This window comes from Luteimonas sp. KH_071 (genome assembly GCF_057838005.1).
Window position 1 is genome coordinate 3,669,254 of the sequence record NZ_CM174458.1, and the last position, 26,761, is coordinate 3,696,014.

Consider the following 26,761-nt stretch of genomic DNA (forward strand, 5'->3'; position numbering starts at 1 on the left):
GAACACGGCATTATCCTTGCGCGGTTGAAGGTATGAACGACGCGCTTCGTGCTGCAATGCTGCGTGGCCTACCCACATCATCGCGCGGTGATCCCCGATTTCCCGGCAAGCTCAGCTGAGGCATCCTGTGTCCTCAATCCGACGCGCGTCCAGAGGTGCTTGTCAGAAGCACGACGCCGCACGGCGTTGGATGGACTCAGCGCAGGAGCACGGCAATGGTCCTCAGGCACGGGTACTTATCTAGCTGCCTCACCCAGCGCACGCTCGCGGTTGCGATCGCTGCGTCTGCACTGACAACGACAGGGTGCCAGAGTATGGCGACGACATCGGGCGAGGCTCCGTCACCTTCTGCGGCAAGTGTGCAGGGCGATGTGCGCGAGTGGCCGCTGCGCTTCATGCGGCATAACTTTGGAATCGCGCCTTATGCCGTGCAGGAGTGCACAGTGCTGTACGCCGATCGGCCGCATACCAGCGGGCCGCGTCCGCGCCTGGAGGATGTGCATCCCAATTCACTCAAAGCGAAGACTGCAAACCATCTGATGATCCGAAACTTTCCGCCGCCGGCTGTGGTGAGGTGGAAAAGCCTGGACGGGACTGCGCTCGAAGCGGAAATCGACATCGGCGAGATCTTCAAGGACGAGCTGGTCGTCCATAACACGCCACGTCATGAGGCTTCAGAGCGCACGCCCATGATCAACCCAGACGTCATCATGGAGATCAACGATCGGACGATCAATGTCTACATGAATGCATTCATCTCGTTGAAACAAGCGCGTATCCCCGGGAATCCGCACAGCAATTTCAGGAGCGAACCCGTACTGGCATGGAGCCGGACGTACTGATCTGATCCACATGGAGGTGGAAGATGGGCGGAAATCGACATCCGGACGGGGTGCGCGCTGATCCGGTTTCACGGGATCAGCTGTCGCTCTTCGACAACGCCGAAACGTCGTTGGCCAACTTCAGTGCGCCTGTCCTGTTGGATGAACGCAATTTGGAGCAGCGTCTGTTTGTTGCTTCATTCGATGGGACAGGAAACAGCAAGCGAGATCCGGAGAAACTGACCAACATCGCCCTGGTCGACGAGCAGTTCCGCAGCTATGCACGCGATGCAGAAGATCGACTGGGCTTTGTCCCGATCCATGCCGGTTACGTCGCAGGCCCGGGAACGCAGGGCGGTGTCAGCGGGCTGATCGATGCTGCATCCGGAAGCAGCTATCAAGCACGCATCGAGGACATGTATCTGCAGTTCGTGACTCAGGCCCGGAAATGGCTGGTCGAGAACCCGGATGCCGACATCCGCATCTTCGCCACCGGCTTCAGCCGCGGCGCGGAGCAGGCGGCCGGCTTTACCCGGCTGGTGGAAGAGCGGGGTATCCAAGATCCGACGGATGCGGTCTTCAAACGCAATGCGGATGGCCTGATCGTCGGTCAGGTCGTTTACCCCAATCCTCCCTTGCGTGAGCCCGGCACGGTCGTCCAGGCGGCTGTGCTGCTTGACCCGGTCGGCACCGGTGCGCCCCGCCAGAGCGATCGGCGGCTCGCGGAATCCGTCGTGTCCGCTTTCCAGATCACCGCGTTGGACGAGCGCCGCAATCTGTTCCAGGGCACCTTGATCACGGATCCCGGCCAGACCGCGGATGGTCGCTTTCTCAATGTCAGCGTCGCAGGCGCGCACAGTGATGTCGGCGGCGGCTATCGTCGGGATGGGCTGGGCGTTCTGAGCGGAAATCTCGCGATCGACTACGCCAATGCATTGATCCGTCCGCCACCGCTGGAGAAGCGGGCGCTGCCCGACGATCCTGACCGATATGTGATTCATCGCTCCGAGCAGCACTCGGCGATCTACGGCACGTCGATCTTCGACCGGAATAGTGCGCGCGCGATGCAGGATCTGCTGGCGCCGCCCACGCTTTGCCGGCTCGACTGCCGCGACGCGATGCCGCGCAACGAGACGATGGCCGCGGCGCTGGCGTGGCAACGCGTCGAGATCGGACCTGTCGATGGCGGCGTGCCGGTCCGGGATACGGGTCTGGAAACATCCGCGTTCGCGAGTGCTCTGCTGTCAGCCGCCGCGCGCGAGGATGGACATGCGATCTCGGAACGCCTGCGCGAGCAACTTGCGAGTGATACGGGCCAGACGTGGTTGCAGCAGGGTTTCGAAGCGCTGGAGCGGCACTCGCGTGAATTCGCGGGGCGGAGCGGTACGCACGGCCTGGCGCCTGCGCATCAGGTGGATGTGCCTGCGCTTTGATCGATTCGGTGGGCTGGAACCGGGCCGAGTCCCGGGAGCGGCGATCCTGCACCGGGCCAGATCCGTCGCATCCGGGCGCACTCCTGGGGCCCCTGCCTCGGGCGGAGCAAGAATTGCCGGGGCGTCGTGCTCCAACGCCCGGAGCTGCGCGACGGGACAGCGTGCGCGGCGCGTGGAAGGGGCTGGATCCCGGCCTGCGCGGGAGGTACCGGGTCGAACATTGCACTACCCTGTATGTCAGCCAACACCAAGGACGACGCCATGAAGGCATCCAGAGTGATCGCGGTTGCAGCTTCCCTGTTGACGGTCAGTTTTGCGTCGATCGCGGCCCCTCTCCTGCAGGCCGATCCGGGCAGCCCGGGCGAAGTCCGCCCGGCGGTGGACGCAGCGGCCGCGGCGCAAGAGCCGAGGCAGATCTGCCGGCGGGAAAAACAGACCGGCTCGAATCGTTCGACCCGCGTCTGTCGTTCGGCCGAGGAGATGGAGCGGGACCGGCAGAACGCGGAGCGGCAACTGACGCCCAAAAGCCTGCCGCAATCGCGCAAAGGTTGAGAGATGCGGCCGCCCCGCTCAGGGGCGGGGTTCGCCTGCGCCCATGGCCACCTGCCCGGGCACCGTCTGCGGCCAGCCGCCTGACAACGCGCGATACAGCGCCACCGCATCGGTCGCGGTCCGTGTGCGTCCGGACGCGAAGGCGTCTTCCGCCTGCAGCTGCGTGCGCTCGGCGTCGAGGACTTCCAGCAGGCTGGTCGCACCGGCGTCGAACCGCATGCGGGCGAGCTGGGCGGCGCGGGCGCTGTCGCGGGCGGCGCGTTCGAGTTCGACGTCGGCGTGGTGCGCGCGCTCGAAGCGCACCAGGGCATTGCCGGTGTCCTCGAGTGCGCGCAGCACGGTCTGCTGGTAGCGCGCGAGTTCCATCGAGGCGTCCGCGTCCGCAGCGGCGATGCGTGCGCGCACGCGTCCGATGTCCAGGAACGACCAGTCGATGCCGAGCGCGACCAGGCGCGTCTCGCTTTCGCGGCCGAACAGCGCGTCGATGTCGCCGGCCTGGCTGCCGATCAGACCGCCCAGCGTGAGCCGCGGGAACAGATCGGCGGTCGCGACGCCGATACGCGCGGTTGCCGAGTGCAGGCGATGTTCGGCCGCGGACACGTCGGGACGCAGACGCAGCACGTCGGCCGGCGTACCGGGATCGATCGCACGCGGCACCGCCGGCAATGCACGCGCGACACTCAGCTGCGCGCGCAGTGCCTCGGGCGTGCGCCCGGTCAGCACGGCGATGCGGTGGGTCGCGACGGCGATCTCGGCTTCCAGCACCGGAATGCGCGACGCGGTCGAGGCGGCCTGCGCCGAGGCGCGCGCGCTGTCGAAATCGCTGTCTTGGCCGGCGTTGCGACGCGCTTCGACCAGCGCCAGCGTGTGCTGCTGGTTGCCGGCATTCTCGGTCGCCACGCGCAGGCGTTCCTGCAGGCCGCGCAGATCGAGATACGCCGTCGCCACTTCACCGACGATCGCGACCTGCAACGCACGCAGATCGTCCGCGCTCGCGGCGACATCGGCGCGTCCGGCCTCGACGCTGCGACGCACGCGGCCGAACAGATCGAGTTCCCAGCTCGCGCCGATCCCGACCTCGAAGCTGTCGGTGTCGCGTGCATCGTGGGGTACGCCGGGCGCCTGGTCGGCACTCGCGCGATTACTCGCGGCCGTGCCACTGGCGTCGATCGTCGGAAACTGATCGAAGCGTGTGCCACGCAGCAAGGCGTTCGCGCGGTCATAGCGGGCGAGCGCGATGCGCAGGTCGTGGTTCGCGAGCAGAGTGTCGTCGACCAGTGCGTTCAACTGCGGATCGCCGAAGGCCTGCCAGAACGCGGTGTCGGCCACGGCTGGTGTGGTGTTCGTGCTCGCTGTGTCCGCGGTCGCCGCAGTCGCATCCGGCGCGGCCGTGACTTCGAACGTCTGCGGCACCACCATCGACGGCCGCACGTGGTCGGGGCCGACCGCGCAGGCGGCGAGCAACGCCGCCGCCAGCACCGTGATCAGCGGGCGCGTCACCACGGCAGCACCTGATCGAGATAGAAATAGCCGCCGGTCGGGCCGTCGTCGTCGATCAGCGCGAGGCGCACGCTGGTGCGCGCCCCGTCGGCGACCTCGAGTTCGCCGTTCTGTTCATCGCCCGCCTTATTCATGTCGGTGCGCACGTAGCCCGGATGGATCGTGTTGACCTTGATGCCGGCGTCCTTGAGCACGTGGGCCAAGTGCACGGTCCATGCGTTCACGGCGCTCTTGGAGACGTTGTAGGCCGGCACGCCCTTGAAGTCGTAGATGAAGGAGTCCGGGTTCTGGTGCTCGCTGATCGAGCCGAGCAGGCTGGACACATTGACGATGCGGCCGGCCTCGGATGCGTGCAGCAGCGGCAGCAGCGCCTGGGTGGTGGCGATCAGCCCGAACACGTTGGTCTCGAACGTCGTGCGCCAGGTATCGAGCGACTGCCCGGCGGCGCCGAGCTGCGCATCGTCGGCGACGATGCCGGCGTTGTTGACCAGGATATCGAGCCGGCCGTGGCGGTCTTCGATGGTCTTCGCCGCCGCGGCGATGCTCGCGGCGTCGGTGACATCGAGGGCGATGGCTTCGACCGGCAGGCCGTCGGCCTGCAGCTTCAATGCAGCTTCGACGGCCCGGTCGCGATTGCGGCCGGCCAGCAGCGTGTGCACGCCGGCCTCGGCGAGCTGCCGCACGGTTTCCAGACCGATGCCGCGGGTGGCACCAGTGACGAGGGCGATGCGGGGCGAGGTGCTCATGGGTGACTCCTTGGGTGGGGATATGAGGTGCGACCGCGCGCATCGGCGCGGTCGGGTTTGAAGCGGCGAACGTGTTCGAGTCGCACTGCAACAGCGGCGGTCATGCGTGCAGACTCGTGTCTGGAACGTCGTGCGCGGGCGCAACCGGCTTGTGCGAGACCAGCGGCGTGTTCGCGAGCTTGCGCAGCGCGACGTAGAACACCGGCGTCAGGAACAGGCCGAAGATGGTCACGCCCAACATGCCGGCGAATACGGTGACGCCGGTGATCGAGCGGACTTCCGCGCCCGCACCCGTCGACAGCACCAGCGGCACGGTGCCGGCGATGAAGGCGACCGAGGTCATGACGATCGGACGCAGACGCAGACGGCTGGCTTCCAGTGCGGCCTCGACGATGCCCTTGCCCTGCAGCTCCAGTTCGCGGGCGAATTCGACGATCAGAATCGCGTTCTTGCAGGCCAGGCCCATCAGCACGACCAGGCCCACCTGCACGAACACGTTGTTGTCACCGCCGGCCAGCCACACGCCGAACAGGGCGGACAGCAGCGTCATCGGCACGATCAGGATCACCGCCAGCGGCAGCGACCAGCTCTCGTACAACGCCGCGAGCACCAGGAACGCGAGCAGGACCGCGAGCGGGAACACCACCATGGCCGCGCCGCTCTGGTTCGACTGCTGGTAACTCAGGTCGCTCCAGCCGATGCCCATGCCGGCCGGCAGGACCTGCCCGGCGAGCTCGGTGACCTTGGCCATGGCCTCGCCCGACGACAGCACGCGCGGGTCGGCGTCGCCCAGCAGATCGGCCGCGGGATAGCCATTGAAGCGGATCACTGGGTCCGGCCCGTAGGTCTGGCGGACGTTGACCATCGAACCCACCGGCACCATCTCGCCCGCTTCGTTGCGCGTGCGCAGGTTGGCGATGTCGGTCACCTCGTCGCGGAACTGGCCGTCGGCCTGGGCGATGACCTGCCAGGTGCGGCCGAACATGTTGAAGTCGTTGACATAGGCCGAGCCGAGATAGGTCTGCAGGGTGTCGAAGAGCTCGGTCAGCGGCACGCCCTGCGCCTTGGCCTTCTCGCGATCGACGTCGGCATCGAGTTGCGGCACGTTGGCCTGGTAGCTGCTGATCGGATAGCCCAGACCCGGCGTCTGCATCGCCGCGCCCTGGAACGCCTGCACCGCGGCCTGCAGCTCGCCGTAGCCCAGACGCGTGCGGTCCTCGACGAACAGCGACCAGCCCGACCCGTTGCCGAGGCCCTGGATCGGCGGCGGCATAAAGGCGAAGGTGAAGCCTTCCTGGATCGTCGAGAACTTCTGGTTGAGCTCGGCAGTGATCTCCTCGGCGCTGCGCGCGCGCTCGCTGAAGGGATCGAGGGTAAAGAAGATCACGCCGTTGTTGGGCGTGTTGGTGAACTGCAGCGGGTTGAGTCCGGGGAACGCGATCTCGCTGGCGACGCCATCCACTTCATTCGCCAGTGCGGCCATTTTCTTCAGCACCGCGTCGGTGCGCTCGATCGACGCGCCTTCCGGCATCTTCACGCCGGCAATCACGTACAGCTTGTCCTGCACCGGAATGAAGCCCGCGGGCACCACCTTGAACATCAGGCCGGCGCCGACCAGCAGCACCGCATAGACCAGGAACACCGCGCCGCGACGGCCGAGCACGCGCGACACCCCAGCTTCGTATCGCTGCGAGCTGCGGTTGAAGAAGCGGTTGAAGGGCCGGAACGCCCAGCCGAACAGCCGGTCGATCAGGCGTGAGGCGGGATCCTTCGGCGCGTCGTGCGAGCGCAGCAGGATCGCCGCGAGCGCCGGCGACAGCGTCAGCGAGTTGAGGCCGGAGATCGCGGTGGCGATCGCGATGGTGACCGCGAACTGCTTGTAGAACTGCCCGGTCACGCCGGTCAGGAACGCCATCGGCACGAACACCGCGCACAGCACCAGGGTGATGGCGATGATCGGCCCCGAGACCTCGCGCATGGCCCGGTGCGCGGCCTCGAGCGGCGCCGCGCCGAGCTCGATGTGTCGCTCGACGTTCTCGACCACGACGATCGCGTCGTCGACGACGATGCCGATCGCCAGAACAAGACCGAACAGGGTCAGCGTATTGATCGAGTAGCCCAGCAGGTACAGCACCGCGAACGTGCCGACGATCGAAACCGGCACCGCGATCAACGGGATGATCGACGCCCGCCAGGTCTGCAGGAACAGGATCACCACCAGCACCACCAGCAGCGTGGCTTCGAGCAGGGTGACGACGACCGACTTGATCGAATCGCGGACGAAGATCGTGGTGTCGTAGATCGACTGGATCTCGACGCCCGGCGGCAGCTGCGGGCGCAGCTCGTCCATCTTCGCGACGACACCGTCGCGGATGTCGAGTGCGTTCGCACCCGGCGCCTGGAAGATACCGATCGCGGCCGCGTTCTTGCCGTCGAGGCGCGCACGCAGCGTGTAGTCACCGGCAGCGAGTTCGATGCGCGCGACATCGGCCAGGCGCACGAGCTCACCGTCGGCGCCGGACTTCAGCACGATGTCGCCGAATTCCTCGACGCTTTCGAGACGGCCCTTGGCGTTGATCGGCAACAGGAAGTCGCTGCCGTTAGGCATCGGTTCGGCGCCGAGCTGGCCGGCGGAGACCTGCACGTTCTGCTCGCGGACCGCGCGCACCACGTCGCTCGCGGTCATGCCGCGTGCGGCGATCCTGTCGGGATCGAGCCACAGCCGCATCGCGTAATCGCCGCCACCGAACAGCTGCGCATCGCCGACGCCGGTGATCTTGGCCATCTCGTCCTTGACGTGCAGGCGCATGTAATTGCGCAGATACAGCGAGTCGTAGCGGCCGTCCTCCGAGGTCAGATGCACGACCATCAGGAACACCGGCGACTGCTTCTGCGTCGTCACGCCCTGCCGTCGGACGTCCTCCGGCAATCGCGCCTGCGCCTGGGCCACGCGGTTCTGCACGCGCACCGCCGCCTCGTCGGCATCCGTGCCGGGCTTGAAGGTCACGGTGAGCTGCAGCACGCCGTCGGAGCCGGCGACGGACTTGATGTACATCATGTCCTCGACGCCGTTGATGGCTTCCTCGAGCGGCGTCGCCACGGTTTCGGCGATCACCTTCGGGTTGGCGCCGGGATACACGGTGCGCACGACCACCGACGGCGGCACGACCTCCGGGTATTCGCCGATCGGCAGCAGCGGGATGGCGATCAGGCCACCGGCGAAGATCAGGATCGACAGCACCGCGGCGAAGATCGGCCGGTCGATGAAGAAGCGGGAGAAGTCCACGGGGAAATCCTTGTGGGCGGCGCGGGGGCCGCAGAGAAAGCGGGAAAAACGATCCCGTCATCCCCGCGCAGGCGGGAGTTGTGCTTCAACAGCCGAATGGCTGGTCATCCATGGACGTAGGACTTGTTGGAATCAAAGTCCCTGGATGACCAGCGGGAAACGCTGTTGAAAAGCGCCTCCCGCTTTCGCGGGAATGACGATGGGTGTTTACGAGGCGCGGCGAAGCTCAGCGCTTCGCGACCGCCTCGACTGGCTGGCCGCCACGCATCGCGACCGCCTTCGGCGCCACCGGCATGCCCGGCATGAAGACCTTCTGCACGCCGTTGACGATCACGCGATCACCCGCGGCCAGCCCCGACTCGACGACGCGCAGACCTTCGACGATCCGGCCCGGCACGATGTCGCGGCGCTGCGCGGTGTTGTCCTCACCGACGATGTAGACGTACTTGCGGTCCTGGTCGGTGATCACCGCCTTGTCGTCGATCAGGATGGCCGGGCGCGCGGCCGCGCCTTCCAGCTGCACGCGGGCGAACATGCCGGGGGTGAAGCGACGGTCCGGATTCGGCAGCACGGCGCGGGCGCGCACGGTGCCGGTGGCCGGATCGATCTGGTTGTCGAGGAAGTCGACCGTGCCGGCGTGTGGATAACCGGTCTCGTCGGCCAGACCCACCCGCACGGCGTTGTCGGCGTTGGTGCGTGTCCCTTCGCGCGACATCGCCTGGTGGCGCAGATAGGTGCGCTCGTCGGTTTCGAAGTAGACGTGCACCGGATCCTGCGAGACCACGGTGGTCAGCATCGACGCGTCGGCCTGGGCGAGGTTGCCGGTGGTCAGCATCGCGCGACCGGCGCGACCGGCGACCGGCGCGCGCACTTCGGTGAATGCCAGATCCAGTCGCGCGGTCTCCACCGCCGCCTGGGCGCCGCGGACCGCAGCTTCGGCTTCGGCGCGGCCGGCGCTGCGGGCTTCGAAATCGTCGCGCGAAATCGCGCTGGCATCGATCAGTTGCTGTGCACGCGTGTGACGCGTGGTCGCCAGCTGGGCATCGGCGCGGGCGCGGGCCAGCTCGGCTTCCGCCCGCTGCAGCGCCGCGCGATACGGACGCGGGTCGATGACGAACAGCAGGTCGCCCTGCTTCACTTCATCACCTTCGGCATAGGCCACGCGCTGCACGTAACCGCTGACCCGCGGGCGCAGCTCGACGCTTTCGATCGCGGCGATGCGGCCGGTGGCGTCATTCCAGTCCTGCACCTGTTCCGACAGCACGGCGGCGACACCGACATCCGGCGGTGGCGGCTGGGTCTGGTCCTGGGCCTGGGTGTCGCAACCGGCGACGACGAGCGCCACGGCAACGGCCAGGCCGGTCGCAGCGAGGGCGCGCCACGCGCGCGGTGTGATGTGGGTGCGGATCATGAGCGGGATTCCTGGGGGGAGGCGGCAGTGGCGAGGCGACGCAGCAGCGCGCTGGCGTCGGTCTGGTGTTGGTTGGGGGGCGCGCATGGACCGACGTCGAGGTCGTCGGACAGGCCGGGCGGGCGGACGGCGGCACCGATCGGAAAGCGCACGAGGGCGACGTCGGCGTTCGCTGCGCCATCGACCAGGCGCAGCGCGTGGTCGGCGATCGCGTCGACATCCGGCCACTGCGCGCGCGCAGTCGCCGCGTTGGCATCGCAGCGCACCGGCGAATCGACGGCGAGCATCTGCACGCGCACCGGGAGGGTGCGGGCTTCTTCGTGCAGCACCCGCGCGAGCATCCGCAGCGCGGACGCGCCGATCGAGTGATGGCCGTAACCGGACCATGGATGGTCCGCGCCCGGGCCGCCGATCAGGACGTAGCCGGCGCGCGGTTGCGTCGCCAGCAGCGGCAGCAGATGGCGCGCGATCGACAGGTGCGGCAGCAGGTCTTCGTCCAGGCGACGGCGCAGGAAGTCCGCAGGTGCATCGAGCACACGCCGGCTGCCGGCCGCGCCGCGGATCGCCGCGATCACCGCGCCCGGCGCCGGGCCAGGCAATGCATGCAGGCGCGCGGCGAGATCGGCGGCGTCACCGTCACTACGGATATCGGCGGACAGGGTGGTCAGCGCGGCGCCGTATCGGGCCTGCAGACGGTCGAGCGCATCGGCGTCATTGGCGACCGCGATCGTGCGGCGTCCGGCAGCCAGGGCCTGCGCAACCAGGCGCATTCCGACCATCCCGGTGGCGCCTACAATCACCAGAGGCGCCTTGATTGTCCCTTTCATGGGATTTTGTCTCCCGAAAACCGGTCTTCGATCGATGCCGGAGCACTGCGGCGGCGGGCATTGCCGGGCAGCCAGGACCACAGCCAGCCCCAGCCTGCATGACCGGCCTGGAGCCGCTTGGGGGTCGCAATCCGCGCGCTAGACGATTGATTCGGCGGGATTTCCATATGCGGTCCGCGGCGACGCGCGGGGGCGTTCGCGGGGCGTGGCACAGGGGGCGCGGCGGGACGGGGGGCGGACATGGGCGGCGTCGACTCGGGGGATGCCGCAGATCATCCGCCTCGAAAGGGGACTTGATTAGTCCCTATTCGAGGGAATAATTATCCCCGTCACGGTCCAATCCTTCGCGCACCGTGCGCGCGCCCGCTTCAGGAGTTCCACATGGCACACGATCTCAACGAGACCCTGATCTTCGTCAAGGTGGTCGAGCAGGGCAGCTTCATCGCGGCCGCCAACGCGCTGGGACTGCCCAAGACCACCGTCAGCCGCAAGGTGCAGGAACTGGAACAGCGACTGGGCGCGCGCCTGCTCAACCGCACCACGCGCCGGCTCGGCCTGACCGAGGCCGGCAGCGTCTATCACGAGCACTGCCAGCGCATCGCGCGCGGACTCGAAGACGCCGAGAGCGCCGTCGCCCAGCTGCAGTCCGGCCCACGCGGCTGGCTGCGTTTCACCGTGCCGTACTCGATCGGCATCACCTGGATCGCGCCGCTGCTCGGCGACTTCCAGGCGCAGTACCCCGAGATCCAGCTCGACATGCACATGGGCAATGAGAAGCTCGACCTGATTGCAGGCGAAGCCGATCTCGCCCTGCGCATCGGCACCCTGCCCGATTCCAACCTCGTCGCCCGCAAGCTCGGCAGCCTGCGCACGCAGGTGTTCGCCAGCCAGTCCTATCTCGAGCAGCACGGCGAACCGCTGCACCCCGACGACCTGCAGCACCACCGTACGCTGGTGATGCGCAAGAGCCACAACGCGAACAACCGCTTCGTCTGGTCCTTGACCGACGGTCGCGCGCTGCGCGATTTCCCGGTCAACCCGCAGCTCGTCGCCAACGATCCCGCCGCGCTCAACTGGGCCCTGATCAAGGGCGAAGGCCTGATGCTGACCGGCGACGTCATGGCCAAGGCCTTCGTCGAAGCCGGCATGGTGCAGCGTGTGCTCGCCGGCTGGACCGGCCCGGAGGTCGACTTCAATGCCGTCTTCCCCGGCGGCCGTCTGGTCTCGCCGAAGGTCCGCGCGTTCGTGGACTTCCTGATCGACCGCCTGAACTTCGACGCCGACCACATGCAGACGCTGTGCAAGGTGCAGCAGCAGGCGATGGAAGCCAGGACGGCGGGCAAGGTCGCGCTCGCGCAACTGGAGAAGGCGACGCGGCGTGCGGTGGCGCCGGTGGTGGATGTCGAGGAAGAAGTTGTGCCGGTCGGCAGGTAATTTTTCTGGCACGCGCCGTAGGCGGTGTGCCTGCTCTGCTCTTCGCTCTTCGCGGTTGCTCGCCGGAACACCATCGCGTCTGCATGCAGACCCGTAGGGCGCCGCACATGGGCGACGAGGCGCGAGTTGCGAGCCACGGCTCGCACGCCGATGGAGCGCCCGCGCTGCGAGCGCGGGCCGGTCTTTGACTGCGAAGCAGGCAAAGTGCGGCGTTCTTCGACCGAGCCAGGATGGCGAGTCGAGAAATCCCGGAACGAATGACTGGCCGGATTTGCTCCCTCGGGGCTGGCCCTTTTCTTTGGTTCCGTTTCTTTGACTCGCATCTGCGATGCTCGCCCCTTCGGGGCCGGCTGCGCCGTTCGCACTGCGTGCGTGGGGCCAGCAAAAGAAATGAACCCGCTCGCCGCAAGGCGAGTGGAAGCGTTGGACTTTGATGTTCGCTTTTGATTGCGGAGCGACCCGCCTCAGCGCGGAGCAAGATCAACCGCTTTCGTCCGCTGACGCGGCCGAGTTCATTTCTTTTGGTTAACGCCAAAAGAAACGGAACCAAAGAAAAACGTCTCCCCGACACGTCCGAAGCCCGCGGCTCTTAGCGCATCTGGATTTTCCGACTCGGCATCCTGCCTCGGTCGGAAAACGCCGGCCATCCATGGCCGACGCCCTCCGGGTAAGCGTGGGTGCGGGTGCGTTAAGGAGATCAAAAGCCCGAAGCGCAGAGCGCAAGCGGAAACGCAGAGGCGAAGAACGTCAGCGCGCGAGGCGCAAAAATCAGCCCAGGTTGACCAGCAACTTCCCGAAATTCTTCCCCGCCAGCATCCCGATGAACGCCTCCGGCGCGTTCTCCAGACCCTCCACGACGTCCTCCCGATACCGCACGCGCCCATCGCGCAACCACTGCCCCATCTCCCGCACGAACTCGGGGTAGAGCGCGATGAAATCGCGCTGGATGAAGCCGCGCACGGTCAGGTGCCGGCTCAGGATCAGGCCCATCAGTTGCGGCACGCGATCCGGACCGGCGGGTGGTGCGGTGTCGTTGTAGTGGGCAACGAGGCCACACACGGGAACGCGAGCGAAGTCATTGAGCAGGGGCAGCACGGCGTCGAAGACCTTGCCGCCGACGTTCTCGAAGTAGACGTCGATACCGTCCGGGCACGCGGCCGCGAGCTGCTCGGCGAAGTCGTCGGCGCGGTGGTCGAGCGCGATGTCGAAACCGAGATCGTCGCGGACATGGGCAACCTTGTCCGGGCCACCCGCGATGCCGATGGCGCGGGCGCCGTGCAGTTTCGCGATCTGGCCGACCGTCGCGCCGACCGGCCCGCTCGCGGCAGCGACGACCACGGTTTCGCCATGTTGCGGCTTGCCGATTTCGTGCAGGCCGGCGTACGCGGTGAACCCGGGCATGCCGTGCACCCCGAGCGCGGTCTGCGGGGGCAGGCCGGTGGGATCGAGCTTGCGTCGCAGGGTTTCTCCGTCTACGACGGCGTGCGTCTGCCAGCCTGCGTGCGCGAGCACGAGATCGCCCGGCGCCCAGGCCGGGTGCAGTGACTCCACGACTTCCGAAATCGTGCCGCCATCCATGACCTCGCCGATCTCGACCGGCGCCGCATACGAGCGCCCCGCGTTCATGCGGCCGCGCATGTAGGGATCGAGCGACAGCCAGCGGTTGCGCAGCAGCACCTGGCCGTTGCGCGGCGCCGGCAGCTGGAAGGTTTCGAGCCTGAAATCCTCGGGTCGGGGGGCGCCCGTGGGGCGCGCGGCGAGGACGATGCGGGTGGCGGTGGCGTCGCTCATGGGGGCGGCCTGTTCGATTGGAGACCCTTCATAGCGCATGCGCGCGTGCAGCGCCGTCAAACGCCGTTGCGCGCGCTGGTGTCGCTCAGCCGGCGCTGGCGCCGTCGAGCGCGGCGATATCAGACTTCGTCAACAGTAGCGTGCGTGCCGCAGCCAGTTCGCGCAGCTGGGCGATGCTGGTCGCGCTGACGATCGGCGCGGTCACGCCCGGCCGTGCGATCAGCCACGCCAGCGCCACCTGGGCCACGGTGGCCGCGTGTCGGCATGCGGCATCGTCGAGTGCGGCGAGCACGCGCTTGCCGCGCGCGTTGAGGTACTGCTTCACGACCTGCGCACCGCGGGCGCTGCTCTTCGCCGCATCGGCGTCTGTGCGGTACTTGCCGCTGAGGAACCCGCTCGCGAGCGAGTAGTAGCCGATCACGCCGAGCCCGTGTTCGCGCACCAGCGGTTCCAGCGCGGCTTCGTAGCCGACACGGTCGACGAGGTTGTACTCGGGCTGCAGCGTCTCGTAGCGCGGCATGTGGTGGCGCCTGGACACGTCCAGTGCTTCAGCCAGACGCGGCGCGGTGTAGTTCGACGCGCCGATCGCCCGCACCTTGCCCTGCTCGATCAAACGCGAGAATGCACCGAGCGTGTCTGCCAGCGGCACCGTCGGGTCGTCCTCGTGCGCCTGGTAGAGATCGATGACATCGGTCTGCAGGCGTCGCAGGGAGTCCTCGCACGCAGCCTGGATGTTGGCCGGCGACAGCCCCTTGCGCTGCGGCCACTTGCCGACCTTGGTGGCGATGACCACGCGCTGGCGCTTGCCACTCGCCTGCAACCACCGGCCGATCAGGGTTTCGGATTCGCCGCCCGCATTGCCGTCGACCCAGGCCGAATAGACATCGGCGGTGTCGACGAGATTGAGGCCCAGCGCGACGCATTCGTCGAGCAGCGCATGCGTCGTCGCCGCGTCGGCGCTCCAGCCGAAGACGTTCCCTCCGAACGCCAGTGGCGAGACCTTGAGGCCCGAGCGCCCGAGTTCGCGTTCCGACATGTGCCGCTCCTGTGTGCAAAACAATCGCCACAGCATAGGCAGGCCTGCCGCATGCACGACACCACGAAGCACGCAAAGCTGTGTTCCGGCATGCTGTCGCAGGCGCGGCGCGACGGACGGCGACCTTCGCCACACGGCTTGTGGCACCCTTTGCGCCACGTCCGCGTCCGGAGTTCCGCCCATGCAACGCAGCTTGTCGTTCTGCGCCGTCGCCCTGATCGCCCTCGCCGGTTGCGCCAGTGCACCGCAGGTGCCCGCCGATTCGGCCGCCGATCTCGATGCCAGCAATGTCGCCCGTCTCGATACCGTCCTCGCCGGCGACTGGCGCAGCGCCGAGAACCGCGCGCGTGACCAGTACCGCCATCCACGCGAAACGCTGGCGTTCTTCGGCGTGCGTCCGGAGCAGACCGTCATCGAGATCACGCCCGGCAGCGGCGCGTGGTACGCGGAGGTGCTGGCGCCGTATCTGCGCGACAACGGCCGCTACATCGCCGCGATGGTGGATCCGGCGAGTGCCGCCGAAGGCCGCGGCCGCGATTACCAGACCAGCCAGCGCGACGGCCTGCAGGCACGCTTCGACGCCGCGCCCGCACAGTTCGACCGCGCACGCATGGTGAGTTACGACCCGAAGGCACCGCGCTTCGGCCCCTCGAACTCCGCCGATGTGGTGCTGACGTTCCGCAACGTGCACAACTGGCGTGCATCCGGTCAGGCCGAGGCGATGTTCAAGGGCTTCTACGATGTGCTGCGCCCGGGCGGCGTGCTGGGCGTGGTCGAACATCGGGCGAAGGCCGACGTGCCGGCCGACGACCGCAGCGGTTATGTCGGCACCGCGCAGGTCATCGCGCTCGCCCAGGCCGCGGGTTTCCGCGTCGACGGCAGCAGCGAGGTCAACGCGAACCCGAAGGACACCCGCGACCATCCCAATGGCGTGTGGATGCTGCCGCCGGCGAACCGCCACGATGCCGCGGACGCCGCGAAGTACAGGGCGATCGGCGAAAGCGACCGGATGACGCTGCGGTTCGTAAAGCCCTGAGCTGCGTTGACGGGTGATGCGCGCTGGGTGTGGCGTCGGCGCGGGTCGTCTGCGACGACTCGTGCCGTCGTCGCGCATGGACCGGTGTCGGCCCACACCGGGGACATGGGGCACGCGGCGCATCCGCCCGGAGTGCAGGTGCCATGCTGATCGCCTTCAACAAGCCCTACGGCGTGCTCTGCCAGTTCACCGACCGCAGCACGCCGCCTCGGCCCACGCTGGCCGGCTTCGGCCTGCCGGCCGATGTCTACGCCGCCGGCCGCCTCGATCACGACAGCGAAGGCCTGCTGCTGCTCACCGATGACGGCACTCTGGCGCACCGCATCACGGACCCGCGCCACAAGCTGGCCAAGACCTATCGCGTGCAGGTGGAAGGCGCGCCGACGCCGGACCAGCTGCAGGCGCTGCGCGATGGCGTGACGCTCAACGATGGCCCGACCCGACCTGCGCACGCCACACTGCTCGCATCGCCACCCGCATTGTGGCCACGCGATCCACCCGTGCGCTTCCGCAAGACCGTGCCCGATGCATGGCTGGAACTGACCATTGCCGAGGGCCGCAATCGTCAGGTACGACGCATGACCGCTGCGGTGGGCCTGCCCACGCTGCGGCTGGTGCGCGTGGCGATCGGCGACTGGTCGCTGGGCGATCTCGTGCCCGGCGCCTGGCGGGTGATCTAGGGGCGTCGACGGTCCGGACAGGCCCCGCAATCGACCGGCTTTCTGTTAACGTGCCGGGCGGACAGCGCGCGTTCGACGCGTGTCGCCCACTCCCCGTTCGGGGCCACCCCGGAGCCCCATGCCGAACTCTGCAAACGCCAGCGGTCGCATCCTCGTCGTCGATGACCAGCCTGCGAACCTGCGTGTCGTCAGTTCGCTGCTGAGCCGTCACGGCTACGAAGTGCAGACGGCGCCCGATGGCGCCGAGGCGCTGGCGATGCTCGAATCGCGCCAGCCCGATCTGCTGCTGCTCGACATGCTGATGCCGAACATGGACGGCTTCGCGCTGCTGGCCGAGATCAAGCAGAACCCGGACCTGCTGCGCCTGCCGGTGGTGTTCCTCACCGTGGCCCAGGATCGCGAACTGCTGCTGCGCGCGTTCGACGCCGGCGCGGTCGATTACGTGACCAAGCCTTTCATGCCCGAGGAACTGCTGGCGCGCGTCAACGCGCACGTCGGCCTCAAGCAGACCCGCGACCGCCTCGAGCGCATCGCGCGCGAGCGCCAGGAACTGGTGAACCTGGTCGCCCACGATCTGAAGAATCCGCTGTCGAGCATCTGGTTCGCCAGCGACATGCTGGTCAAGAACGAGACCAAGCCCGAGCGCATTCCGCGCTACCACAAGATGATCCACGAGAGCGCCGAAGACGCGCTCGGCTACATCCGCCGTTATCTGGAAACCCAGGACACCTCGCGCAAGGCCGCAGAAGCCATGCAGGCCACCGGTCTGCGGGATGTGCTGGAGTGGATCATCGCGCGCTACGGCATGCAATTCGAAGATCGCGGCGTGCAGCTGCAGGTACGTGCGCCCGACGCGGCGCCGATGGTCGCCATCGACGGACTGGTGCTGCGCCAGGTCGCCGAGAATCTCATCACCAACGCGATCAAGTACGCCCCCGACAGCAACGTCGACATCTCGCTGCGGGGCGGTGGCGTGGGGTTCTGGCAGTTGCTGGTCGAAGACCGTGGTCCCGGTATCGCCCGCGATCAGCAGCATGCGCTGTTCCGGCCGTTTCAGCGGCTGGCGCATGCCGGCAAGGACGACGGCCGTTCGAGTGGTCTGGGCCTGTCGCTGGCCAAGCAGATCATCGTCGACCTGGGCGGTCAGCTCTGGTACGAGGACCGCGAAGGCGGCGGCGCGCGGTTCGTCATCGAGCTGCCGGAGATTCCGGCCGACGCCGAACCGCTGTCGACGCGCGACGACACGTCCGCGACCTGAGTCCGTCGCTGCGCACCGCGCGGCACGCATTCAAAGCACAGCAAACAGGTATCAGGCCGCGCGCAAGATGTCCGGGGCTGATCGCAGTGCCCGTGGTCCTGTCACGCAAGGCGCGGGACACGCCGTACGTCCGGATGCACCGGCACGGACCGCCGTGGGTGAACGTCGTCCCGCCTCGAAACGGCGCGCATAAAAAAACGCGGGCCTTCGCCCGCGTCCGGTCGACCTGCGCCTGGCCGCATGGCCAGCGCACGGGTGTCCTGTCGAACTCAGTCGTTGCTGCTCGACGCCGCAGCGCCGCGGCGCGCGGTGGTGCGCTTGCGGGCCGGCGCACGCGTCGGCTCGATCCGGCGCGAACTGCCTTCGACCGCGCCGTTTTCCTTGCGCTTCTTGTACTGGCGGGCCGCGACCCAGACCAGGCCGGCGCCGATCGCGGTCGCCGCCAGAATCGCCGGATTGCGGCGCAGGAAGCCACCGGCCAGCTTGGTGCCGGTGCGTGCTGCACCGAGCGCGACGCCCGTCTGCAGCCACTTCTCGGCGGAATCGGGAATCGCATGACGCAGGCTATCGCCTGCCTGGCCGACCAGCGACAGTGCCTTGTCGGACAACGCTTCGAACTTGCTCATGGAAGGACCTCGGATGTCCGATGTGGGACGAGGAGTCTTCGTTACCGGCTGTCTATCTGGCGTGATCGCTGCAGCGCAGCGCGACGGCCGTTGTGCTGGCGTTCGGCCATGCGCTCGTCACGATCCGTAACCGGGTCCAGCGTCGCGAGCGCAGATTCCGGCTGGCCGCCGCGATGATCGCGCAGCTCGCCACAGGTCCGGATCGACGGATCTCAGGTCCCGCGCGGTTTCGCGCGATGGGTCGCCGGTGCGTTCCAGGGGTCTTCCGGCCACGGATGTTTCGGATACCGCCCTTTCATTTCCTTGCGCACCTCCGGGTACGTCCGCTCCCAGAAGCCGGCGAGGTCGCGCGTGACCTGCAGCGGGCGACCGGCGGGCGACAGCAGATGGATCGTCAACGGGACGCGGCCATCGGCGACAGCCGGCGTCTTCGCCAAGCCGAACAGTTCCTGCAGCTTGACCGCGAGCACCGGCGGCGCTGGCGTGCCGTCGACCTCGACCGCGTAGTCGATCGCGCGCGCCATGCCCGACGGCACGGTGATACGCACAGGCGCCAGACGCTCGAGCTGCTGGCGCAGCGACCAGTCCAGCTGGTTGTGCAGGGCATCGGCCAGTGCGTCCGCGCCGAGTGCATCGAGCCGGGTGATGCCGGCGAACGCGGGGCGCAGCCATGCATCGCGTGTCGCCAGCAGCGCCGCGTCCGAGAGATCCGGGAAGGCGAGTTCGGGCATCCACGTGCGGACCGCCTGCACGCGCGCCTGCCATTGGCGCAGGGCGTCGCGCCACGGCAGCACATCGAGGCCCAATGCGCCGACGGCATCGCTCAGCGCCTGCGCGGCCTGCGCCGGATCGACGCGGCCATTGGCGCGCGCGTCGAGCGCGATGCCGTCGAAGCGGCGCACGCGCTCGCCGACCAGCGCACGACGCTCGGCATCCCAGCGCGTCTCGTCGGCATCGGTGAAACGCTCCGGCCATTGCCGCCGCAACCGTGCCTCGTCGATGGGCGCGCCACGCAGCAGCAGGGCGTCCTTGGCCTCGTGGCGCAGCTCGCTGGCGACGATCCATGTCTCACCGCGCAGCGTGCTGTCGTCGAACAGGCGCGCCATGCGCCCGTTGCTGAGTGTGTAACGCGCATCGTCGCGCGCGTGGCGATAGCCGATGCGATCCGGGAACGCGTGGCCGAGGAGATCCCCGAGCACGTGCGCCGGTGCGGATGACGGCGGCGCGGCGTCGAGTTTCAGACGTCGCCGCCATTGTTTCGCGGCCGCATCGATCGCGGCGAGTGCGCCGCGCTGCGCATCGGCCGGCGTGCGTCCACTGCGGAATGCGGCCAGCGCCTGCCAGCGCGCGGCGACGCCATCCGAGCGCGGCGCACCCGGCAGCGGCCGCAGCGGATCGCGCGCTTCCAGCAGCGCACACAGATCGCAGGCCAGCGCACGTTCGCCGGCATCCGCGCCGGCCAGCAGCATCGCCGCGAGACGTGGATGGGTGCCGAGCGCGAGCATGCGACGCCCGGTCTGGGTGATCGCGCCCCGCGTATCCAGCGCATCGAGGCGTTGCAGCAGATCGTGCGCGGCGCCCATCGCACCGGCCGGCGGCGCGTCCGGAAACGCGAGCGATGGATCGCCCCAGGCGGCGAGTTCGAGGGCGAGCGCGGCCAGATCGACCTGCGCGATCTCCGGCCGCCGCTGCGGTTCGAGCCGCTGCGATTCCGGCCACAGGCGCAGCGCGACCCCCGAGGCGACGCGCCCCGCGCGGCCGGCGCGCTGATCGGCCGAGGCCTGCGAGATGGACACGATCTCCAGCCGCGAGAAGCCACTGTTGGGATCGAAACGCGGCTCGCGCGCCTGGCCGCTGTCGACGACGATACGCACGCCCGGCAGCGTCACGCTGCTCTCGGCGACGTTGGTCGCCAGCACCACGCGGCGACGGCCATCGGTCGACGGCTGCAGCACATGCGTCTGCGCATCGACCGGCAGTTCGCCATGCAGCGCCAGCAGTTCTATGTCGCCGGGTAACGCGGCTTCGAGCTGCGAGCGACAGCGCGCGATCTCGCGCTGGCCAGGCAGGAACACCAGCGCATCGCCGGGCTGCGACGCCAACGCGTCGACGAGTACGCGGCGCACCTGGTGTTCGAGCGCCTCGTCCCGCTTCGGCGGCGCATGCGACACCTCGACCGGAAAACTGCGGCCCGCGCTCGACAGCCGCGGCGCGTCGAGCCACGTCGCGATGCGCGCGCCGTCGAGCGTCGCCGACATCACCACCAGGCGCAGGTCTTCGCGCAGACCCGTCTGCACGTCGCGCGCGAGTGCGAGGCCGAGATCGCCGGCGAGATGGCGCTCGTGGAATTCGTCGAACAGCAGCGCGCCGACGTCGCGCAGTTCCGGATCGTCCTGCAGCATTCGAGTCAGGATGCCTTCGGTGACGACCTCGATCCGCGTGCGCGCGCTGACGCGCTGCTCGAAGCGGATGCGATAGCCGACGAGGCCGCCGATCTCGTCGCCGAGCTGGCGCGCCATGAAGGTCGCCGCCGAACGCGCGGCGACGCGTCGCGGTTCCAGCATCACGATCTTCTTCCCGGCCAGCCAATCCGCGTCGCGAAGCGCCAGTGGCACCTGCGTGGTCTTGCCCGCGCCCGGCGGCGCTTCGAGCACCAGACGCGGATGCACGGCGAGGCTGGAGACGATCTCCGGCAACAACGACGTGATGGGAAAGACGGGAGCGGCGGCATGCGTCACGGCGCACAGGCTAACGACGTCACGCATCGGCGTCGATGCATGCATGCAAGGGTTTGCCCCGGTATCGGTGGTCATCGCCGGCGACTAGATTCGGCCGCTTCACCGTCACCGGATCCGCCATGCGCGCTCGTCTTCGTCGTCTTACGCACGTCCTGCTGCTCTGCGGCCTGTCCGCGACCGCGCCTGCCGCGTTCGCCGAGGTCTTCATCAACGAGCTGCACTACGACAACGCGGGCGCGGATGCCGGCGAAGCGGTGGAGATCGTCGCGACCGCGGGCGAGAACCTGTCGGGCTACCGCGTGTGGCTCTACAACGGCAGCAACGCGCCCAACGCGGCGACCACCTACGGCAACGTCGCGGTGCCGGCCGCGCAGACGCGCAGCTGCGGCGCGAGTGTCGGGATCGCCACGGTCACCTGGCCGCGCGACGGCCTGCAGAACGGATCCAACGACGGCATCGCGCTGGTCGATAGCGCCGGCAACGTCGTGCAGTTCATCAGCTACGAAGGCACGATCGTCGCCGGCAACGGTCCTGCCGCCGGACTGACCAGCCAGAACCTGCCGGTGTCGGAAAGCGCGACCGCGCCCGTCGGCACGTCGCTGCAACTGACCGGCAACGGCCGCACGGCGGCCGACTTCGACTGGGCGCCGTCATCGACGCAGACCTTCGGTGCCTGCAACACCGGCCAGACCTTCGGTGGTAATGGCGGCGGCGGTGACACGACGCCGCCGTCGATCACTGCGACTACGCCGGCCAGCGGCGCGCCCGACTTCCCTGCTGCCGGCGACCTCTCGGTGACCTTCAGCGAGCCGGTCACCCTCGCCAGCGGCGCATTCGCGCTGCAGTGCGCGAGCTCCGGCGCGGTGACGCTCGACCACGCCAACAGCGGTAGCAGCTTCGCGATCGGCACCGGCACTGCGCTGCATGCCGGCGAGGCCTGCACGCTGACGGTCAACGCGAACGCAGTGACCGATGCTGCGGGCCTGTCACCGTCCGCCAATGCGGTCATCGCGTTCAATGTCGCCAGCAGCGGTGGCGGAGGCGGCAGCGGCGACTACTACGCGCGCGTCAACACCAGCAGCCCCGGCCAGCTGCGCTGCTCGCTGCACGCGACGATCCGCGGCCATACCGCGTATCCCTACAGCGCTGGCACGACGAACGCCTGGACGATCCTCGAGATCGCCGACGAGGATCCCAGCGACAGCAACAAGGTGCTCGACGTCTACCGCAACCGCAGCTACACCAAGGGCAGCGGCCGCGCGGGCACCGGCAGCGGGCTGACCTACAACCGCGAACACACCTGGCCCAAGTCGCTCGGCTTCCCGTCCACCAGCGGCGACAAGGGCCTGCCGAACGCGCCGCACACCGACGCACACATGCTCTATCTCAGCGATACCGACCACAACGCGGCGCGCGGCAACAAGCCGCTGGTCGACTGCTCGGCCTCGGCCAACTGCAGCGAGCGCGCGACCGAAGCGAACCAGGGCGTCGGCGGCGGCACCGGCCTGTTCCCGGGCAATTCCAACTGGACCAACGCCAACGGCTTCCAGGTCTGGGGCCATCGCAAGGGCGACATCGCACGCGCGGTGCTGTACATGGCGATCCGCTACGAAGGCGGCGCGCACCCGACGACCGGTCAGGGCGAGCCCGACCTCGAACTGACCGACGACCGCAGCCGCATCGTCTCGACCTCGGCATCGCCGGCCTACATGGGCCTGCTGTCGACGCTGCTGGCCTGGCACCAGGCCGATCCGCCGGACGCGCGCGAGCGCGAACGCAACGAAGTGGTCTTCAGCTTCCAGGGCAACCGCAATCCCTTCATCGACCAGCCGCAATGGGCCACGCGCGCGCTGTTCGAGAGCACGACGCCGGCAAGTTGCCAGTTGTTGAACTAGGTATTTGCACCTCTCCCTCCGGGAGAGGTCGACGCGCGAAGTGCGTCGGGTGAGGGTTGGGTTCTACAGGCGAATCGAGGGCATGCAGGGCGGGCTTCGAAGCCCGCCGTCTACAATGCACGCCCCCACGTTGCCCGCATTCCGCCATGCAGCTGATCGATATCGGCGCCAATCTCACCCACGACAGCTTCGACCACGATCGCGACGCGGTGCTGCAGCGCGCGCGGGACGCGGGTGTCACGCGCATGGTGATTACTGGCGCGAGCCGCGAGCATTCGCCCAAAGCGCTCGAACTCGCGCAGGCGCATCCGGGTTTTCTGTACGCGACGGCGGGCGTGCATCCGCATCACGCGGTCGAGTACACCGCGGAGTGCGATGCAGAAATGCGCGCGGTGCTCGCGCATCCGGAAGTCGTCGCGGTCGGCGAGTGCGGTCTTGATTATTTCCGCGATTTCGCGCCGCGTCCGGCGCAGCGCAAGGCCTTCGAGCGGCAGCTGCAGAACGCTGCCGATACCGGCAAGCCGCTGTTCCTGCACCAGCGCGACGCGCACGACGACTTCGTCGCGATCATGCGCGAGTTCGAAGGCCGGATCGGCCGGGCGGTCGTGCACTGCTTCACGGCCGGCAAGCGCGAACTGTTCGAGTGCCTCGACCGCGACTGGCACATCGGCATCACCGGCTGGCTGTGCGACGAGCGCCGCGGCCAGCATCTGCGCGAGCTGGTGCCCAACATCCCGGCCAACCGCTTGATGGTCGAAACCGATGCGCCCTACCTGCTACCGCGCACGCTCAAGCCGCTGCCCAAGGACCGCCGCAACGAACCGGCGTTCCTGCCGCACATCGTCGAGGCGCTCGCGCGCGATCGCGGCGAGGATGTCGCGGTCACCGCAGACGCCACAACCGCAACGGCGGCCGCGTTCTTCCGGCTGCCGTAAGACTCAGAAGCCCGACGGCATCAACAGCAGCAGGCCCGCACCCAGCGCGATGCGATAGATCGCGAAGCCGGTGAAGCGGTGGCGCTTGATGTAGCCGAGCAGCCACTTCACGACGATGAAGCCGGTGACCATCGCCGCGACGAACGCGATCGCGACATCGCCCCAGGCTTCCTCGCCGAGGCCCTGGTCGAACCACAACTCCAGGAACGCGTAGGCGCTGGCGGCGAACATCGTCGGGATGCCGACGAGGAACGCGAACTCGGCCGCGGCCGAGCGCCGGCTCAGGCCCAGCAGCATCGCCAGAAAGATCGTCGTCGCCGAACGCGAGGTGCCGGGGAACACGCCGGCCACCACCTGGGCCAGACCGACCGCGACCGCCACCGTCCACGTCACGTGCGTGTTGTCGCCGCGTTTTTCGGCGAAGTACTCGGCCACCAGCATCCAGATGCCGCCGATGATCAGCGCCCAGGCGACCGGGGTGACGGTCTCGGGCAGTTCCCAGCCGGCCATGCGCACCGGCAAGCCGACCAGCGCGGTGACCAGGAACGCGACGGCGATCTTCATCGAATAATCGCGGTGCTCGCGGTTGCCCAGGCCCGTCGTCAGCTGCCAGACGCGCTGGCGGAACACCAGCAGCGTCGCGAGAATCGCGCCGGCCTGGATGACGATGTTGAAGAAGTCCGAGCGCGCGCCCAGCCAGTGCTGTGCGATCAGCAGGTGGCCGGTGCTGGAGACCGGCAGGAATTCGGTCAGCCCCTCGATGATGCCGAGAAGCAGGGCGGAGATCGGATCGGACACGGCATGTACGCGAAGCGGGGGCAAGCCCGCGAGGATACCGGTCGTCGACGCCCACGCGAACCCGCGCAGCCGTGACGCGATCAGTCGCGAGCGGTCGCCGCCGTCTGTTTGAGCTCGCGGTAACGCGTCAGCGCCGCCTGCAGGTCGCCGCCGAGCGCGGCCTGTTCGACCAGCTGCTGGTCGAGGATCGCCAGCTGCCGCTGCAGGTCGGTGTGCTGGCTGCGGATGCTGTCCACCAGTGGCTTGGCGACGGCCTGGCCCGCCAGTTCGCGCTCGCCGGCTTGGCGCAGCAGCGACAGCAGGCTGTTGCGCAGGTTGTCCACGCCCATGCGCGAGGTCTTGAGCGCTTCGTCCACCAGCACGATGCGCTCGCCGTAGGCGCGGCGCAGATCGGCTTCGGTCGCATAGGACTCGACCATCGCCAGCTCCTGCCGCTGCCGCAGCGCCGCGGCCTCGGCGTCGAGCTTGGCCTGCTGCGCGGCGGCTGTGGCCGCGCTGCGTTCGTCGGCGGTCAGCGCGCGGCTCACGTGCGCGGTGGCCATGCCGCTGCGGGCGCTGATTTCGGTGCGTTCGGCATCGACCGCCGACGCCGGCAAGGCATCACCGCAGACGCGGCGGCCGCCTTCGTTCCAGCAGTAGACCTTGCGGTCGTCCGTCGGTTTCTGCGCCAGGGCGCCGGTGGCCAGGCAGGCCAGCAGCAGGCCGCCCATCAGTCGGATCGAAAGGTGCATGTCGTCCGTCCCCCTGACGGCCCCAAGCGTTGAATCAACGTGCGGTATCGCTGCCATGTCGAGCCCGGTAGGCGAGCAGACGGTCGCGTTCCGCGGCCAGTGTCGCGCTCTGTCCGACAAATGCAAGCAGGTCGGACAGCCCGGCGATCGCCACCACAGGCACGGCCTGCTCGCGCGCGACGCGCTGCGCGGCGGACTCGCGGCTGTCTTCGGCCACGCGTTCCTGGCGATCGAGCGCGATGACGATGCCCGCCACGGTGCCGCCGCCGTCGGCGATCTGGCCCAGCGCTTCGCGGATCGCGGTGCCGGCGGTGATCACGTCGTCGACGATCAGCACGCGGCGTCCGGCCAGAGGCGCGCCGATCAGCAGGCCGCCTTCGCCGTGCGCCTTGGCTTCCTTGCGGTTGAACGCGACCGGCAGGTCGCGGCCGCGGCGCGCGTATTCGCAGGCCAGCGCGGTCGCCAGCGGAATGCCCTTGTAGGCCGGGCCGAACAGCAGGTCGAACTCGACACCGGCCGCGTCCAGCGCATCGGCATAGCAGCCGGCCAGCGTGGCGATGGCGGCGCCGGAATCGAATCGTCCGGCGTTGAAGAAATACGGACTGACGCGGCCGGACTTGAGCGTGAACTCGCCGAAGCGCAGTGCATCGGCCTCGAGGGCGAGCTGCAGGAAACGGGTGCGATGGTCGGTCATGGCGCCCATTGTCCCACGCCGAGTGCGCGCAGCATCAGGTGCTGGGGGCCGCCGCGACCGCCGCGCATGATCTCGCCGCTGTCGACGAAGCCGGCGCGCCGGTAGAGCTGCAGCGCGATGGTGTTGGCGGCATGCACGTTCAGCGCCAGCAGCACGCGCTCGGGATGTCGCAGGGCCAGATCCGCGCAGCACGCCGCGAGCGTCGGCAGGCCGAGGCCGCGGCCCTGCCAGGCCACGTCCAGCGCGAACGCCCGCAGCGTCGCGGTGCGCCGGTCGACGCTCTGCTTGCCGAAGGTCGCGCTGGGGTAATCGAGACGATAGAAGCCGATGACGGTGTCGCCCAGCAGCACCACCATCGCGTCGCTGTCGGACGCCGCCATCGCGTTGTCGACACTGAAGGCGATGTCGCCGGCGTAGACGGTCTGCGTCGCGGTGAGCGCGAGACGGCGTGCGGCCTCGGCCTGTGCGGTCGACGCCAACACCACGCAAGGCAGCAGACCCGATGACATGCGCGGAGGATACGCGCCGCAGGG

Annotated in this window: 22 protein-coding genes; 9 read left to right on the forward strand and 13 right to left on the reverse strand. The window is 68.4% G+C overall.

The genetic code is table 11. From position 1 onward, the window contains the following. The first annotated feature begins 314 nt into the window (after positions 1-314). From AC3IRM_RS16875 to AC3IRM_RS16885, 3 genes are all read left to right on the forward strand, one after another. On the forward strand, positions 315-842 hold the full coding sequence (locus AC3IRM_RS16875; RefSeq protein ID WP_489204241.1) for a hypothetical protein: 528 nt from the start codon (positions 315-317) through the stop codon (positions 840-842). Positions 843-865: 23 nt separating this feature from the next. Next, a complete protein-coding gene (locus tag AC3IRM_RS16880) occupies positions 866-2,254 on the forward strand; it encodes a T6SS phospholipase effector Tle1-like catalytic domain-containing protein (protein ID WP_489204242.1) in 1,389 nt (462 codons plus the stop codon). Between the two features lie 234 nt (positions 2,255-2,488). Next, positions 2,489-2,806 carry a hypothetical protein gene (locus tag AC3IRM_RS16885; protein ID WP_489204243.1) on the forward strand — a complete coding sequence of 106 codons (318 nt, stop codon included), beginning with the start codon at positions 2,489-2,491 and terminating at the stop codon, positions 2,804-2,806. A gap of 18 nt (positions 2,807-2,824) precedes the next feature. Here AC3IRM_RS16885 and AC3IRM_RS16890 read toward each other — a convergent pair whose 3' ends face one another. From AC3IRM_RS16890 to AC3IRM_RS16910, 5 genes are all read right to left on the reverse strand, one after another. After that, positions 2,825-4,306: an efflux transporter outer membrane subunit gene (locus tag AC3IRM_RS16890; protein WP_489204244.1), complete on the reverse strand. Its 1,482-nt coding sequence runs from the start codon at positions 4,304-4,306 to the stop codon at positions 2,825-2,827. After that, positions 4,303-5,052 carry an SDR family oxidoreductase gene (locus tag AC3IRM_RS16895; protein ID WP_489204245.1) on the reverse strand — a complete coding sequence of 250 codons (750 nt, stop codon included), beginning with the start codon at positions 5,050-5,052 and terminating at the stop codon, positions 4,303-4,305. The genes AC3IRM_RS16890 and AC3IRM_RS16895 overlap by 4 nt, the downstream gene beginning before the upstream one ends. A gap of 100 nt (positions 5,053-5,152) precedes the next feature. Beyond that, positions 5,153-8,338, reverse strand: coding sequence for an efflux RND transporter permease subunit (locus AC3IRM_RS16900; RefSeq protein WP_489204246.1), 3,186 nt, complete (start codon positions 8,336-8,338; stop codon positions 5,153-5,155). Between the two features lie 226 nt (positions 8,339-8,564). Beyond that, complete coding sequence (locus AC3IRM_RS16905; RefSeq protein WP_489204247.1) at positions 8,565-9,749, reverse strand: efflux RND transporter periplasmic adaptor subunit; 1,185 nt, start codon at positions 9,747-9,749, stop codon at positions 8,565-8,567. Beyond that, positions 9,746-10,519 (reverse strand): SDR family oxidoreductase, encoded by a 774-nt coding sequence (locus AC3IRM_RS16910; protein WP_489204249.1) that lies wholly within the window; start codon positions 10,517-10,519, stop codon positions 9,746-9,748. Before AC3IRM_RS16910 ends, AC3IRM_RS16905 begins: the two co-directional genes overlap by 4 nt. Positions 10,520-10,957: 438 nt before the next feature. On the opposite strand from AC3IRM_RS16910, the gene AC3IRM_RS16915 reads away from it, so the two are divergent. Continuing rightward, entirely contained in the window at positions 10,958-12,010 is a 1,053-nt protein-coding gene (locus AC3IRM_RS16915; protein WP_489204251.1) for a LysR family transcriptional regulator, read from the forward strand. A gap of 768 nt (positions 12,011-12,778) precedes the next feature. Here the strand turns inward: AC3IRM_RS16915 and AC3IRM_RS16920 are convergent. Both AC3IRM_RS16920 and AC3IRM_RS16925 read right to left on the reverse strand, forming a co-directional pair. After that, positions 12,779-13,801 carry an NADP-dependent oxidoreductase gene (locus tag AC3IRM_RS16920; RefSeq protein ID WP_489204252.1) on the reverse strand — a complete coding sequence of 341 codons (1,023 nt, stop codon included), beginning with the start codon at positions 13,799-13,801 and terminating at the stop codon, positions 12,779-12,781. 85 nt (positions 13,802-13,886) lie between these two features. Next, positions 13,887-14,837: an aldo/keto reductase gene (locus AC3IRM_RS16925; RefSeq protein WP_489204253.1), complete on the reverse strand. Its 951-nt coding sequence runs from the start codon at positions 14,835-14,837 to the stop codon at positions 13,887-13,889. A 181-nt stretch (positions 14,838-15,018) separates the two neighbouring features. Between AC3IRM_RS16925 and AC3IRM_RS16930 the strand changes: the two genes are divergently transcribed. From AC3IRM_RS16930 to AC3IRM_RS16940, 3 genes are all read left to right on the forward strand, one after another. Further along, positions 15,019-15,873, forward strand: coding sequence for a class I SAM-dependent methyltransferase (locus AC3IRM_RS16930; RefSeq protein WP_489204254.1), 855 nt, complete (start codon positions 15,019-15,021; stop codon positions 15,871-15,873). A 143-nt stretch (positions 15,874-16,016) separates the two neighbouring features. Continuing rightward, positions 16,017-16,553 carry a pseudouridine synthase gene (locus AC3IRM_RS16935; RefSeq protein WP_489204255.1) on the forward strand — a complete coding sequence of 179 codons (537 nt, stop codon included), beginning with the start codon at positions 16,017-16,019 and terminating at the stop codon, positions 16,551-16,553. Between the two features lie 118 nt (positions 16,554-16,671). After that, positions 16,672-17,811, forward strand: a complete 1,140-nt coding sequence (locus AC3IRM_RS16940) for a hybrid sensor histidine kinase/response regulator (RefSeq protein ID WP_489204256.1) — start codon at positions 16,672-16,674, stop codon at positions 17,809-17,811. 269 nt (positions 17,812-18,080) lie between these two features. Here AC3IRM_RS16940 and AC3IRM_RS16945 read toward each other — a convergent pair whose 3' ends face one another. Together AC3IRM_RS16945 and hrpB are read right to left on the reverse strand one after the other, a co-directional pair. Next, positions 18,081-18,437 carry a hypothetical protein gene (locus tag AC3IRM_RS16945; RefSeq protein WP_489204257.1) on the reverse strand — a complete coding sequence of 119 codons (357 nt, stop codon included), beginning with the start codon at positions 18,435-18,437 and terminating at the stop codon, positions 18,081-18,083. Positions 18,438-18,649: 212 nt separating this feature from the next. Beyond that, positions 18,650-21,202: an ATP-dependent helicase HrpB gene (gene hrpB / locus AC3IRM_RS16950; RefSeq protein WP_489204258.1), complete on the reverse strand. Its 2,553-nt coding sequence runs from the start codon at positions 21,200-21,202 to the stop codon at positions 18,650-18,652. 92 nt (positions 21,203-21,294) lie between these two features. On the opposite strand from hrpB, the gene AC3IRM_RS16955 reads away from it, so the two are divergent. Beyond that, complete coding sequence (locus AC3IRM_RS16955) at positions 21,295-23,070, forward strand: endonuclease (protein ID WP_489204259.1); 1,776 nt, start codon at positions 21,295-21,297, stop codon at positions 23,068-23,070. Positions 23,071-23,216: 146 nt separating this feature from the next. Next, positions 23,217-24,005, forward strand: coding sequence for a TatD family hydrolase (locus AC3IRM_RS16960; RefSeq protein WP_489204260.1), 789 nt, complete (start codon positions 23,217-23,219; stop codon positions 24,003-24,005). 3 nt (positions 24,006-24,008) lie between these two features. On the opposite strand, the gene AC3IRM_RS16965 is transcribed toward AC3IRM_RS16960, so the two are convergent. The 4 genes from AC3IRM_RS16965 to AC3IRM_RS16980 all read right to left on the reverse strand — a co-directional run bounded on the left by AC3IRM_RS16965 (position 24,009) and on the right by AC3IRM_RS16980 (position 26,737). After that, a complete protein-coding gene (locus AC3IRM_RS16965; RefSeq protein WP_489204261.1) occupies positions 24,009-24,803 on the reverse strand; it encodes an undecaprenyl-diphosphate phosphatase in 795 nt (264 codons plus the stop codon). A gap of 80 nt (positions 24,804-24,883) precedes the next feature. After that, positions 24,884-25,534 (reverse strand): hypothetical protein, encoded by a 651-nt coding sequence (locus tag AC3IRM_RS16970; RefSeq protein ID WP_489204262.1) that lies wholly within the window; start codon positions 25,532-25,534, stop codon positions 24,884-24,886. Between the two features lie 34 nt (positions 25,535-25,568). Continuing rightward, positions 25,569-26,228, reverse strand: coding sequence for an orotate phosphoribosyltransferase (gene pyrE / locus AC3IRM_RS16975; RefSeq protein WP_489204263.1), 660 nt, complete (start codon positions 26,226-26,228; stop codon positions 25,569-25,571). Beyond that, positions 26,225-26,737 (reverse strand): GNAT family N-acetyltransferase, encoded by a 513-nt coding sequence (locus tag AC3IRM_RS16980; protein WP_489204264.1) that lies wholly within the window; start codon positions 26,735-26,737, stop codon positions 26,225-26,227. The genes pyrE and AC3IRM_RS16980 overlap by 4 nt, the downstream gene beginning before the upstream one ends. Positions 26,738-26,761: the final 24 nt, after the last annotated feature.

Excerpts from the sequence above, each read along its gene's own strand:
- AC3IRM_RS16875 (WP_489204241.1), top strand. The coding sequence starts at position 315 with ATGGCGACGACATCGGGCGAGGCTCCGTCACCTTCTGCGGCAAGTGTG.
- AC3IRM_RS16880 (WP_489204242.1), top strand. The coding sequence starts at position 866 with ATGGGCGGAAATCGACATCCGGACGGGGTGCGCGCTGATCCGGTTTCA.
- AC3IRM_RS16885 (WP_489204243.1), top strand. The coding sequence starts at position 2,489 with ATGTCAGCCAACACCAAGGACGACGCCATGAAGGCATCCAGAGTGATC.
- AC3IRM_RS16895 (WP_489204245.1), bottom strand. The coding sequence starts at position 5,052 with ATGAGCACCTCGCCCCGCATCGCCCTCGTCACTGGTGCCACCCGCGGC.
- AC3IRM_RS16905 (WP_489204247.1), bottom strand. The coding sequence starts at position 9,749 with ATGATCCGCACCCACATCACACCGCGCGCGTGGCGCGCCCTCGCTGCG.
- AC3IRM_RS16910 (WP_489204249.1), bottom strand. The coding sequence starts at position 10,519 with ATGCGCCTGGTTGCGCAGGCCCTGGCTGCCGGACGCCGCACGATCGCG.
- AC3IRM_RS16915 (WP_489204251.1), top strand. The coding sequence starts at position 10,958 with ATGGCACACGATCTCAACGAGACCCTGATCTTCGTCAAGGTGGTCGAG.
- AC3IRM_RS16920 (WP_489204252.1), bottom strand. The coding sequence starts at position 13,801 with ATGAGCGACGCCACCGCCACCCGCATCGTCCTCGCCGCGCGCCCCACG.
- AC3IRM_RS16925 (WP_489204253.1), bottom strand. The coding sequence starts at position 14,837 with ATGTCGGAACGCGAACTCGGGCGCTCGGGCCTCAAGGTCTCGCCACTG.
- AC3IRM_RS16930 (WP_489204254.1), top strand. The coding sequence starts at position 15,019 with ATGCAACGCAGCTTGTCGTTCTGCGCCGTCGCCCTGATCGCCCTCGCC.
- AC3IRM_RS16935 (WP_489204255.1), top strand. The coding sequence starts at position 16,017 with ATGCTGATCGCCTTCAACAAGCCCTACGGCGTGCTCTGCCAGTTCACC.
- AC3IRM_RS16940 (WP_489204256.1), top strand. The coding sequence starts at position 16,672 with ATGCCGAACTCTGCAAACGCCAGCGGTCGCATCCTCGTCGTCGATGAC.
- AC3IRM_RS16945 (WP_489204257.1), bottom strand. The coding sequence starts at position 18,437 with ATGAGCAAGTTCGAAGCGTTGTCCGACAAGGCACTGTCGCTGGTCGGC.
- hrpB (WP_489204258.1), bottom strand. The coding sequence starts at position 21,202 with ATGCGTGACGTCGTTAGCCTGTGCGCCGTGACGCATGCCGCCGCTCCC.
- AC3IRM_RS16955 (WP_489204259.1), top strand. The coding sequence starts at position 21,295 with ATGCGCGCTCGTCTTCGTCGTCTTACGCACGTCCTGCTGCTCTGCGGC.
- AC3IRM_RS16960 (WP_489204260.1), top strand. The coding sequence starts at position 23,217 with ATGCAGCTGATCGATATCGGCGCCAATCTCACCCACGACAGCTTCGAC.
- AC3IRM_RS16970 (WP_489204262.1), bottom strand. The coding sequence starts at position 25,534 with ATGCACCTTTCGATCCGACTGATGGGCGGCCTGCTGCTGGCCTGCCTG.
- pyrE (WP_489204263.1), bottom strand. The coding sequence starts at position 26,228 with ATGACCGACCATCGCACCCGTTTCCTGCAGCTCGCCCTCGAGGCCGAT.
- AC3IRM_RS16980 (WP_489204264.1), bottom strand. The coding sequence starts at position 26,737 with ATGTCATCGGGTCTGCTGCCTTGCGTGGTGTTGGCGTCGACCGCACAG.